Annotated in this window: 7 protein-coding genes; 6 read left to right on the forward strand and 1 reads right to left on the reverse strand. The window is 72.3% G+C overall.

Translation table 11 applies throughout. From position 1 onward, the window contains the following. Positions 1-702: serine hydrolase domain-containing protein (locus AOK11_RS09860; protein ID WP_055593288.1), on the reverse strand; the 702-nt coding region annotated here is incomplete at its 3' end. Positions 703-873: 171 nt separating this feature from the next. Here AOK11_RS09860 and AOK11_RS09865 point away from each other — a divergent pair. From AOK11_RS09865 to AOK11_RS09890, 6 genes are all read left to right on the forward strand, one after another. Continuing rightward, positions 874-2,928 carry a serine/threonine-protein kinase gene (locus AOK11_RS09865; RefSeq protein ID WP_055593284.1) on the forward strand — a complete coding sequence of 685 codons (2,055 nt, stop codon included), beginning with the start codon at positions 874-876 and terminating at the stop codon, positions 2,926-2,928. A 153-nt stretch (positions 2,929-3,081) separates the two neighbouring features. Next, complete coding sequence (locus AOK11_RS09870) at positions 3,082-5,919, forward strand: protein kinase (RefSeq protein ID WP_055593285.1); 2,838 nt, start codon at positions 3,082-3,084, stop codon at positions 5,917-5,919. Positions 5,920-6,087: 168 nt separating this feature from the next. Further along, a complete protein-coding gene (locus AOK11_RS09875; RefSeq protein ID WP_055593286.1) occupies positions 6,088-7,911 on the forward strand; it encodes a serine/threonine-protein kinase in 1,824 nt (607 codons plus the stop codon). A 107-nt stretch (positions 7,912-8,018) separates the two neighbouring features. Further along, a complete protein-coding gene (locus AOK11_RS09880; RefSeq protein WP_079034744.1) occupies positions 8,019-9,389 on the forward strand; it encodes a serine/threonine-protein kinase in 1,371 nt (456 codons plus the stop codon). A 99-nt stretch (positions 9,390-9,488) separates the two neighbouring features. Beyond that, entirely contained in the window at positions 9,489-11,300 is a 1,812-nt protein-coding gene (locus tag AOK11_RS09885; RefSeq protein ID WP_055593287.1) for a serine/threonine-protein kinase, read from the forward strand. Between the two features lie 80 nt (positions 11,301-11,380). Next, positions 11,381-12,205: serine/threonine-protein kinase (locus tag AOK11_RS09890; RefSeq protein ID WP_157869315.1), on the forward strand; the 825-nt coding region annotated here is incomplete at its 3' end.

Consider the following 12,205-nt stretch of genomic DNA (forward strand, 5'->3'; position numbering starts at 1 on the left):
CCGCGGGTCGAGTTCGGTGACATCGGTTCCGTCGGCGGCGTAGGCGCGGCCGTGCGGAGAGGGCAGGGAGGAGCGGGCACCGGGGAAGGAGGTTCCTGTCAGCCGCAGCGGAGCGATGATGCGCCGTTCGGCCTCGGTGGCGTACGAGTGACCGGTGACTTGTGCGACGACCAGGCCGAGCAGGACGTAGTTGGTGTTCGAGTAGGAGAAACGGCCGAGGGCGGCCGGAGAGTGGGTGAGTGCGATACGCAGTGCCTGATGGGGAGTGACGGGGACCGTGCCACGGGTGTCCGTGACGAAGTCGTAGAGGCCGCTGGTGTGGTTGAGCAGAGAACGCAGGGTCAGCGCGCGGCCGTCGTTGCCCTCTCCTCGTACCAGTTTCGGAAGATGTTTTTCCACGGTGTCGGACAGTGACAGGCGGTGCTCGTCCACCAGTTGCAGTACGAGCGTCGCGATGAACGTCTTCGTGATGCTGCCGGCACGGAAGTGGTCGGCCCAGCTCAGGCCCTCGCCGGCGAGGGCCTGACGCGGGCCGGATTCGTCCACGGCCAGCAGGGCCGCCGCCGGGGCTCCACCCTGTGTGACCAGCAGCGGAAGGAGCGCGTCCGGGGGAGGGGCCGACAGAGCCGAGGAGACCGGCGGCGCCATGGAGAGCAGGACCATGGACACGGCGATGGTCAAGAGCGTCCTGGGCGGCGGCATCCGGTTCCCCCTCCTGTCGGAGGGACATCATGCAGGGCCGCGGAGAGCTTCCTTCCCCCGGGTTTCGGGTGCGCCGGGTATGGGGAACGGCCAGGGGCACCCTGGGCGCTGAGTACTTGTCGGGTGAGGGACAATGAAGTCTCTGTCAGGCCGGGTTGCATGAGGGGACGCATGTCGGAGCCGGAGCGGGCGGGGACAACCCGTCAGGACGAGAGCGCACGTCTGCTCGCCGGGCGGTACCGGCTGGGGGATGTGCTCGGCCGTGGCGGCATGGGGACGGTGTGGCGCGCCGAGGACGAAACCCTGGGACGGACCGTCGCCGTCAAGGAGCTTCGCTTCCCGTCGAGCATCGACGAGGAGGAGAAACGGCGGCTGATCACACGGACGCTGCGCGAGGCCAAGGCGATCGCGCGGATCCGTAACAACAGTGCCGTGACGGTCTTCGACGTGGTCCAGGAGGACGACCGGCCCTGGATCGTGATGGAGCTCGTCGAGGGCAAGTCGCTCGCCGAGGCCATCCGGGAGGACGGCCTGCTGGAGCCCCGGCGGGCTGCCGAGGTCGGGCTCGCGGTGCTCGACGTGCTGCGTTCCGCGCACCGTGAGGGCATCCTGCACCGTGATGTGAAGCCGTCGAACGTGCTGATCGCCGAGGACGGCCGGGTCGTGCTCACCGACTTCGGCATCGCCCAGGTCGAGGGCGACCCGTCCATCACCTCGACCGGCATGCTGGTCGGCGCCCCCTCGTACATCTCCCCGGAGCGGGCCCGCGGACACAAGCCGGGGCCGGCGGCCGACCTGTGGTCGCTCGGTGGCCTGCTGTACGCGGCGGTGGAGGGCACACCGCCGTACGACAAGGGGTCCGCGATCGCGACGCTCACGGCGGTGATGACCGAGCCGCTCGAGGAGCCCAAGAACGCGGGACCGCTCAGGGACGTCATCTACGGGCTGCTCGTCAAGGACCCGGCCCAGCGGCTCGACGACGCCGGTTCGCGGGCCATGCTGAACGCGGTGATCAACGCGCCCGAGACCAAGGGCGCCGAGTCGGAACCGGTGGACGCGACGAAGGTCGTGCCACTGCCCGAGCAGCCCGGTGGGCGGGGCAGGGGCAGGCGGGGCGGCGAGGAGCCCGGGGAGAAACTGCGCGGCGCGATGCGTTCCGTGCGGAAGGCCGCAGGGGCGGCGGGGGCGGCCGGTTCCGCGGCAGCGACGCGCGCCAAGACCGGCGGCGGTGCCGCCGGTTCGACGGCAGGCAAGGCCACCTCGGCGACCCCGTCCACCGTGCCGACGACGGCTCGGGCCGGAACGGGAGCCGGGAGCGGGGCATGGCCGGGCGGCCCGGTCACGGCCCGTGGCTCCGGTGCGGTGCCTGGCCCGGCGTCGGGCGCCCGGGATGCGGGGTGGCCCGTGATGACGCCGCCGGACCTGCCGGCGCGGTCCGCGCCGAAGGCGTCGCTCACCGATGTGGTGCCGCGGCGGACGTTGGTCGTCATCGCGGTGGTCGTGGTGCTCGCGGTGCTCGGTACCGTGCTCGCCCTGACACTCGGCGGCGATGACGACGAGGGTGGCGCGGGGGCGAAGGGCGGTGCGGAGCGGGTGGCCTCAGGCCAGGCGCCCAGCGCCGACACCAAGAAGGACGATGGCTCCGAGGCCGGTGAGGACGACGGCACCCGAACCGACGGTGAGGCGACCGAACCGAAGGACGACGACACGGGAGCGGGATCCGGCGAGACCGACACCGGCACCAAGGCGGGCGACAGCGGGTCGGGCGACTCGGCCGAGACCGACGGGGACGCCCCGGTGGCGGAGACGTACGAAGGGAACCAGGGCTACACGATCGGGCTGCCCGAGGGCTGGAAGTACGACTCGACGGGGACGGCAGGGGACCGGTTCACCGGGCCCGACGCACAGAAGCTGCTCATCGCCTGGACGTCCACGCCGAAGGGCGACCCGGTGGCCGACTGGAAGAACCAGGAACGCTACATGGTGCGTTCGCAGTACAAGAGGGTCCGAATAGAGGCGGTGGACTACCGGGGGTGGAACACCGCCGACTGGGAGTTCACCTACGTGGACGGCGGTACGAAGTACCGGACCATCGACCGGGGATTCGTCGTGGACGGCCGGGTCGGGTATGCGCTGATGTACACGGCGAAGGCCGACGGCTGGGACGGTGAGCAGCGCAAGGAGACCTGGCAGGCGCTGACGCAGTCCTTTGAACCCAAGTCCTGAGCATGAGTGGCCGCCTGATTGGGGAGTGAGATGTGGCATCCCCTCTCTTCGGGTTGCCTCCGGCACGTATCGTGAGTGTTTGCAGACCGTACGCAGCCGGAACAGGCCGCTGGGCGAGCGGACCTGACCGACCGTAATGCCGGGGGAGGCGCAGTGGACGAATACGCGGGGCGGGTTCTCGCTGACCGCTACCGCCTGCCGTTGCCGCCCTCCGACGAGTACGAACTGACCGAGACCCGTGCCTTCGACACCTACAGCGGGCAGGAAGTCCTCGTCAGGCAGGTCCCGTTGCCGGAGGTCGTCGAGGCCGAGGTGCTCGACGCGGAAGGGCTGCCCGACGGTTTCACGGCGCGTGACGGAAGCGCCCGCCGGGGCGGCGGGCGTACGGCCGACCGTGCGGGCACGCGGCGGCCCACCGACCCCGTGGTGCGGCGAGCGGTCGAGGCCGCGCAGGCCGCGGCGGCCATTCCCGACCATCCACGGCTGGACCAGGTTTTCGACGTGTTCGCGGAGGGCGGTTCCCTCTGGATCGTCAGCGAGCTGGTGTCCGCCCGGCCGCTGGCGGCGCTGCTGGCCGAGCGGCCGCTGACCCCGTACCGGGCGGCCGAGGTCGCCGCCGACGTTCTGATGGCCGTGCGGGTCCTGCACGGCCACGGCTGGGTGCACCGGAACATCACCCCGCGCACGGTGCTGGTCTGCGACGACGGCCGTGTGATGCTGACCGGTCTCGCGGTCGGCGCGGCGGAAGAGGCGTTGTGTGGGTACGACCCGGTGCCTGCTCCTGACACGTTCCTTCCGGAAACCGCCTCTCCGGGTGCGGCTGTTTCGGGTGCGGCTGTTCCGAACCCGGCGGGGGCGGGCGCGGGTTCGGCGGCCGAAGCCTTGGGACCCGTGGCACCCACGGGAACCGGTATTCCGGCACAGGCGCCGGGGCGCACTCCGTCGTGGCCTCCCGGCTTCACCGCCGACCCCGCGCCCGGCCCCGCACACGGTTCTGGTCCCGCGCCCCGTTTCGGTACCGGTCCCGCCCATGGTTCCGGTCCCGAATCGAATCCTGATGCCGTGCGGCGGGCCGCCATCGAGGCGCGGGCCGGTCGGCTGCCCGGGGGCGGGGCGGTGGACCCGGTCAGTGGGGCCTCCGCCACGGAGGCCTCGCAGGCCACCGACAGCGCCGGGGACGTAAGGGCCGCCCGCGCGGGGGCGATCGCCGCGTACCGGGCGGGTGCCCGTGCCGCTGCCCGGGTGCAGGAGGCTCAGCGGTTGGGCCGAACCGCCCTGCCCGGTGCCGCTTCCGCCACCGGGGACGACGGTCCGGCCGCCCTCGCACCGCACACCCGTGGTTCGTCGAGCGCCCCGGGCGGGAGCGGGACCGGTGCGGTCCCACCGGGGCTGATAGCCGACCCGTACGGGGTGGAGACCACCGGCTGGCACGGCGCCACACCCCGCAGCGCCCCCGCCGCCGAACCGGTGACCGACAGCCCACAGTTGCCCAGTGGCAGTGGCAGTGGCAGTGGCAGTAGCAGGGAAAGCGGGAACGGGGGCGGCAGTGGCTTCGGCGGGGCCGACGGGCAGGGGCGTACCGCCCTGCCTCCCGGCGGGTTGGTACCGGCACCCGCGCTCGGTCCCGCGACCGGCGTGACAGGCCCGGCCGGGGCCGCGCCTCCCGGCGGAGCCGCCCCGGCCGCTCGTTGGGACGAGCCGACGGCCCACGCACCCGCGCGCCGGGGCCCCGCCACCGCGTTGGCCGCCGAGCGGGCACGCCAGGCGCGGATGGCCGTCGTCGGCCCCGTGACGGAGCGGTGGGCACCGGAGCAGGCCGGGCCCGTGCACGAGAACTGGCAGCTGGCCGCACCCATCGGCCCCGCGACCGACCTGTGGGCGCTGGGCGCGCTTCTGTTCCGGGCCGTACAGGGACACGCGCCCTACCCGGAGGAGTCGACGGCCGAGCTGGTGCAGATGGTGTGCGCCGAACCCGCCGCGTTCGCCGAGGAGTGCGGGCCGCTCAGGCCGGTCGTGGAGTCGCTCCTGCGCCAGGACCCCACCGAGCGGCTCGACTTCGAGGAGCTGCGCGGCTGGCTGCGTTCGCTGGTGCGGTCGGCGCCCGAGCCGGAAGCCGGCGTGCACGTCATAGCGGCACCGCCGGTCGACACCAGCCGGCTGCCGATCGTGCGCCGCCGCGGCGAGCTGGTGCGCAGGCGCCGCGCCGGACTGCCCGCGCACCACGGACGGCACAAGCGCGCCAAGCAGGAGTCGGGATCCCCGCGCCGGCTGGGCCGCACCCTGCTCCTGCTGGTGCTGCTCGCCATGGCCGCGGCGATCGCGTACGCCGTGATGTTCATGCCGAAGGCCGGTGAGGAGACCGGGGGCGCGGGGGCGGCCCGGGCGACCGGTGAGGCGTCTCCGTCGCAGGAGGCGGGCGGCGCGCCGGGATCCGGTGACTCCTCGGCGGAGCCGCAGGATCCGAAGAGCCCGGAGGGCGGTACCGGGGAGTCCGGTACGGCCGACGAGACGCAGACCACCGGCCCCGACGATCCCGACGTCCCCAAGGGCTTCACCCTGCGCGAGGACCCGGAGGGCTTCCGTGTCGCCGTGGCGAAGGGCTGGCAGCGCACCGGGAAGAACGGAAGCGGTCAGGTCCTCTACTCCAGTGGCGACTTCGAGCTGATCGTCGTGCCCGGCCGGGACAGCGCCGCGCAGTACGGAGACGACCCGATGGCCTATCAGCGGGACGACGAGCGCGAACTCCAGCCGTACCGCGACTCCAGCTGGGCCACCTCCACGGGTCTGAAGACCATCGAGGTGGGCGGACGAACCATGGCGGAGGGCCAGTTCACCTGGACCGGCGGCAGCGGCGAGCTGTACATCCGCAACCTCGCGGCGCTGATCGACGGCCGGTACCACGTGCTGCAGGTGCGCGGCCCGGAGGGGGAACGCGACGAGGTGACCCGGCTGTTCGAGCAGGCTTCGGAGACCTACCGGTTCACCGGCTGACCCGGCTCCGTACGCCTCAGCAGTCGCTGCTGTCGCATCCGTCGCCGCGGGATCCCCGCAGTGGCAACCATCACAGTGCGGTTTCCATGGCCCGCCCGCTGTTCCCAGGCCGGGCCCCGGAAACCTAACCTGGCCTTGTCAAGACCATTGCGGGGCAAGGTGAATCAGATGCAGGGCCTGCTCGTCGCGGGTCGCTACCGGTTGGGTGATGCCATCGGCAGCGGTGGCATGGGCCGGGTGTGGCGCGCGCACGATGAGGTGCTGCACCGGACCGTGGCCATCAAGGAGTTGACCGCCGCGCTCTACGTCTCCGACGGGGACCAGGCCATGATGCTGGCGCGTACCCGCGCCGAGGCACGCGCGGCGGCACGGATCAACCACTCCGCGGTCGTCACCGTGCACGACGTGCTGGAGCACGACGGCCGGCCGTGGATCGTCATGGAGCTGGTCGAAGGCCATTCGCTCGCCGACGCCGTCAAGGAGCGGGAGCGCGTCGAGCCCCGCGAGGCGGCCCGTATCGGCCTGTGGGTGCTGCGCGCGCTGCGCGCCGCGCACGCCGCCGGGGTGGTGCACCGCGACGTCAAGCCGGGCAACGTGCTCCTCGGCGGCGACGGACGCGTGCTGCTCACCGACTTCGGCATCGCGCAGATCGAGGGCGACACGGGGATCACCCGTACCGGAGAGGTCGTCGGCTCGGTCGACTACCTGGCACCCGAGCGGATCCGCGGCCTGGATCCCGGCCCCGCCTCGGACCTCTGGGCGCTCGGCGCGACGCTGTACACGGCGGTGGAGGGCAGATCGCCGTTCCGCCGGACGTCTCCGCTGACCACCATGCAGGCGGTCGTGGAGGAGGAGGCCGACGAGCCGCCGTACGCCGGCCCGCTCGCGCCCGTCATCAGCGCGCTGCTGCGCAAGGATCCGGCCACACGGCCTGACGCGGAGGCGGTCGAGCAGATGCTCGCCGAAGCGGCGGAGGGGCGGCGGCCCGCCTCGGCGCAGAGATACGTGATGACGCAGGCCGACGGCACCCGGATGCCGTCGGCGCCACCGCCACCGTCGCCGTCGCCATGGCCGTCGGGATCGACGGCGTACGGGCCAGGAGCGGGTGCCGGTACGGGTGCCGTGCCACCTCCGTCGTACTTTCCACCGGCGGCCGGCACAGAGGCCGAACCTGAGCCCGGTGCGTCCGGCGCCCCTCCTGGTAACCCTGTTACGCCCGGTGCGCCCGGTGCGACTTCTGGTCTGCCGGGAGGCGGGGGCTCCGGTCTCACGGCCGTCCAGTCGCCTTCCGGGGGCGTCACCCCCGCCGGGCCGCGGCGGCTCGGGCGAGTGGGTCTGATCGCCCTGGTCGTGGTCCTGGCCGCGCTCGTCGGCGGAGGGACCGCGATGCTGCTCATACCAAGGGGCGACGGCAGGACACAGGACAGCAGCAGCTCGGCGTCGCCCTTCGACAAGCCGAAGCCGACGCCGACGCCCACGCCCGAGAAGACCGGTGCGGACGACAGCACGCAGACGGGTGGGCTTCCGGCGGGCTGGGTGCGCCGTGACGACCCGTTCGGCTTCAGCATCGTCCTGCCCGGCGACGACTGGGAGCGGGTCGTCTTCGACGAGGAGACGCGCCAGGTCGACTACACGCCCGACGGAGGCAGGAGCTTCATCCGTATCGCCGCCGACGACTCCCCCGACTTCGACGACCCGTACGAGCACCTGAGCGATCTGGACCAGCAGATAGGGCAGCGGCTGGTCGACTACCGGCAGATGGGTCTGGAACGCCGCGTCTACCGTGACCGCGAGAGCGCGCGGCTGGAGTACACCTGGACCGCGCTGGCGAAGGACACGGAGTTCCCGGGGCCGTACCAGGCCGTCGACCAGATGTACCTCTCCCGTGACGGAGTCGAGTACGCGATCTACATGGCGTCCCCGGCCGAGGACTGGGCCACCACGAGCAAGCAGTTCGAAACGGTCCTGCAGGGGTGGCGGGAACCCCGCTAGGACAGGCCTCGGTCCCCGGGGGAATCCGGCTGTCCGGTTCCGCGGCGGCGGCGCTTGGCCGAATAGGCCTACCGGAGGGATGACATCCGGTGGGGCATGATGAGCCCATGGTGACCGAGGGGGAGCCCGGAAGCGGGCCCGCACGGCACAACGCCCGTGTCATCGCGGGCCGTTATCGCCTGGAGGCGAGGCTCGGGCGCGGCGGCATGAGTGTGGTGTGGCGGGCGACGGACCAACTGCTCGGGCGTGGCGTCGCGGTCAAGGAACTCGCCTTGGACGAAACGCTCTCCGCGGCGGCGGCACGGCGGCAGCGGGACCGCACCCTGCGGGAGGCGCGGGCGCTCGCCCAGTTGAGTCATCCGCACATCATCGTCGTCCACGATGTCGTCGAGGACGGCGAACGCCCGTACATCGTGCTGGAGCTGATCGACGGCGGTTCGCTCGCCGACCGTATCGCCACCCGGGGACCGGTCGACGCGGTGGAGGCCGCGCGCATCGGCATCGACCTGCTCGGCGCGCTGCGCGCCGCCCACGCGGCGGGCGTCCTGCACCGCGATCTCAAACCCGCGAACGTGCTGCTCGAGTGCGGCACCGACCGGGTCGTCCTCACCGACTTCGGTATCGCCCAGGTCGCGGGCGCCACCACGCTCACCGAGTCCGGCTCCTTCGTCGGCTCGCCCGAGTACACCGCCCCCGAGCGGATGTCCGGGGCCAGGACCGGACCCGAGTCCGATCTGTGGTCGCTGGGCGCGCTGCTGTGCACAGCGCTCAGTGGCGAGTCGCCGTTCCGCCGGGACTCGATCGGCGGGATCGTGCACGCGGTCGTGGTCGACGAGATCCGGCCGCCCCTGCAGGCCGGGCCGATTCTGCCCGTTGTACGCGGCCTGCTGGAGCGGGACCCCGACCGGCGGCTGGACGCGGACCGTGCCGAGGGGATGCTGCGGTTCTTCCTCGAGACGGGCCGCACGCCGGAGTCTCCGCCGCTCGGATACCTGCCGTCGGGATACCCGGCGCGCGGGCGGGGCCGGACGCGTCGGCCGCTCCCGGAGCGGGGAGGGGCGGCCGAGTGGGGGCGCACCCCCGACGGCCTTGCCGTCACCGTGGTGCGCTCGCCGGGGCGGCCCACGAGGAGTGTGCTCGTTGCCGCGCTGGCCGTTGCCGCGCTGGTGGGCGCCGGGGTGTCCGCGACGGTCCTGCTTCTGGAGCGCGACGGTGACGGGAGCGGCGGGGGCGGTACGCCCTCGAGCACCGGGCCGCTGACTCCCGAGCCTCGGCCACCGGAGCCCCGCCCGTCCCGTACCGACGGTACGGACGGTCCGTTCCTCACGGCCGACCCCTCCCGTACGGCGGGTCCGTCCGCTTCTCCCGCCTCTTCCGCCTCTGCAACTTCTGCGGCTTCTCCGTTTTCTCCGGCTTCCTCCGCCGTGGTGCCGCTTCCGAGGTCTGTGGCGTCCGGCACGACTTCGTCCGGCGCGTAGCCGTATAAAAGGTAGATAAGCCGTGGACGGAGTCACGGGTCTGTGACCGGAGGGCACCCGCTGTGGCTCCGCGAGGGGTCGGCGCGATATGGATGGAGCATGAGCAGCAACGGGGGAGCCCGCCACGGCGCGGCCGACGAGCCAACGAGTTTTGGTCTGCAACCGCCGAACCCGAACCCGAACCCGCCTGCGTCCGTGCCGCATCCGGGCAACCCTTACGCGGCGCCCACCCAGGTGGTTCCGCAGCAGTCCCAGCAGCAGCCGCAACCGCACCAGCAGGCGCCGCTCCGGTCGCCGGTGCCGGCGCCTTCGCCGGCACCGGCGCAGCCGTCCCGCCATGAGCCGTCGCAGCCCCAGTCGTCGCAGGACGACCCCGGCGTCGGCCGGCTCATCGCCGGTCGTTACCGACTGCTTTCCAAGCTCGGGCACGGCGGTATGGGCACGGTGTGGCGGGCGGCGGACGAGACGGTGGACCGCGAGGTTGCCGTCAAGGAGCCCCGCGTCCCGGACCACCTTCCCGAACGCGAACGCGCCAACGCGTTCGAGCGCATGCGCCGCGAGGCCCGTGCGGCGGCCCGGCTCGATCACCCCGCGGTGGTCAACGTCCATGACGTCGCGGTCGTGGACGGGCGGCCGTGGATCGTGATGGAGCTGGTCCAGGGCCGTTCCCTGGGCGCCGTACTGCAGGAGGAGGGCACCCTCTCCGCGCGCGAGGCGGCCAGGGTCGGCCTGGAGGTGCTCGGCGCGCTGGAGGCCGCGCACGCGGCCGGCATCCTGCACCGGGACGTGAAACCGGACAACGTACTGCTCGGCCGGCACGACCGGGTCGTCCTCACCGACTTCGGCATCGCCCAGATCGAGGGCGAGACCAACCTGACCGACACCGGCGGCTTCGTGGGCTCGCCCGAGTACATCGCGCCCGAGCGGGTGCTGGGCCAGCGTCCCGGACCCGCCTCCGACCTGTGGTCCCTCGGTGTCGTGCTGTACGCGGCCACGGAGGGCGTCTCGCCGTTCCGGCGCAGCAACACGCCCGCGACACTCCAGTCCGTCCTCAACGCCGTGCCCGCGCCGCCCGCCGTTGCGCAGGGTCCGCTGGCCGAGGTCATCACGGGCCTGCTGCAGAAGGACCCGGCGCACCGTCCGAACGCCGCCCGGGTGCGCGCGCTGCTGGACGCCGTCGCGAACCCGCCCGAGTCCCAGCCCACGCAGATCGTCCACGCCCCGGGCCTCGGCACCGGTGCCGGTTCCGGTTCCGGTACGGGATCCGGAGGCAAGGGCATCCGGATCGGCTACAAGACGCTGGGCGGACTGGGCGCGGCGGTCGTCGCCGGAGTGGTGACCGCGTACCTGGTGATCGCGGACCCGTTCGCGGGGCCACTGCCGGACGACTGGAAGACCCACAAGGAGAAGGACGTCGCGGCGTCCGTGTCGGTGCCGAAGGACTACCAGCGCACTGTTCCCGACCCGGAGAAGTCCTTGGGCGGGAGCGATGAGCACTGGGTCAGATACACGGACCACAGCGGCAGCATCTGGATCGGTCTGACGCTGGACCGGAAGGCCGAGGACACCAGCAACGACATCGAGGCCTCCGCCGATGCCGAGATGTACGACGACAACAAGAGCTTCAAGGAGAGCGGCAGTTACGCCCTCGACATGCCGGAGGGCCCGGTGACGAAGCCGAAGCCGGACCTCACGTACCAGGGGAAGAAGGCGGCGGAGAACACCGTCGTCTACAAGACGAACGACAGCCAGAACCCCCGTCCCCGCGAAATGCGGATCTTCTACTACATGACGTCCGACGAGGACATGTACAAGCTCACCGTCAGCTACCCGGGCAAGGGTGACTTCACGGAGCGCGGGCGCGAAGTGGCGGAGACCGTGATCGCCAACCTGGACGTCGACAAGCTCTGATCCGGGCGAGGCGGGCCTGTGCCGCGCCCGGTACGGGCACCGCGTCGACAACGCGGCGCCTCGCACGGTACTGATGGGGGATGAGCAACGACGGTGGCGCGACGGGTGCCCGGGGTCGCCTGGTCGGCGGTCGCTACCGACTGATCGAGCGGATCGGGTCCGGCTGCACGGGCACCGTCTGGCGGGCGCTCGACGAACTCGTCCAGCGTGAAGTCGCCGTGAAACAGCCGCGGTTACCGGGTCATCCGGGGGACGAGAGGCATCGGCGGGCCGCCCACCGGCTGCACCGCGAGGCCCGTGCCGCCGCCCGCGTCGACCATCCCGCCGCGGTCGTCCTCCACGACGTCGTGGTGGAGGACGACGGGGTCAAGGAGCCGGAGGGACGGGACGGCACCAACGGACTTCCCTGGATCGTCATGGAGTTGGTCCGCGGCGAGTCGCTGCACGAACTGCTCGACCGCGGTCCGCTGCCGCCCGCCGAGGCTGCCCGGATCGGCCTCGCCGTCCTTGGCGCGCTGCGAGCCGCCCACGCCGTCGGCATCGTGCACCGCGATGTGAAGCCCGCCAACGTCCTGCTCGGACCGCACCGGCGCGTCGTCCTCACGGACTTCGGCATCGCCCACGTCCAGGGCGAGGAACCCCACACGGTCAGTGGGGAGTTCGTCGGATCGCTGGAGTTCGTCGCCCCCGAGCGGACGTCCGGCCGCATCGCGGGCCCCGCCTCCGACCTGTGGTCCCTCGGCGTTCTGCTGTACGCCGCGGTCGAGGGCCGGTCCCCGTTCCGCCGTACGACGCCGGAGTCCACGCTCGCCGCGATCACCGCCGAGGACACGCCCGAGCCGAAGCAGGCCGGTGCGCTCGGTCCTTTGATCGTACGGTTGTTGGCGAAGGACCCCGAGGAGCGG

This window comes from Streptomyces hirsutus, from assembly GCF_001418415.1.
Classification (GTDB): Bacteria; Actinomycetota; Actinomycetes; order Streptomycetales; family Streptomycetaceae; genus Streptomyces; species Streptomyces hirsutus.

Bases quoted from the DNA above. Each gene is read 5' to 3' on its own strand.
- AOK11_RS09875 (WP_055593286.1), top strand. From the start codon at position 6,088: ATGCAGGGCCTGCTCGTCGCGGGTCGCTACCGGTTGGGTGATGCCATC.
- AOK11_RS09885 (WP_055593287.1), top strand. From the start codon at position 9,489: ATGAGCAGCAACGGGGGAGCCCGCCACGGCGCGGCCGACGAGCCAACG.
- AOK11_RS09865 (WP_055593284.1), top strand. From the start codon at position 874: ATGTCGGAGCCGGAGCGGGCGGGGACAACCCGTCAGGACGAGAGCGCA.
- AOK11_RS09880 (WP_079034744.1), top strand. From the start codon at position 8,019: ATGGTGACCGAGGGGGAGCCCGGAAGCGGGCCCGCACGGCACAACGCC.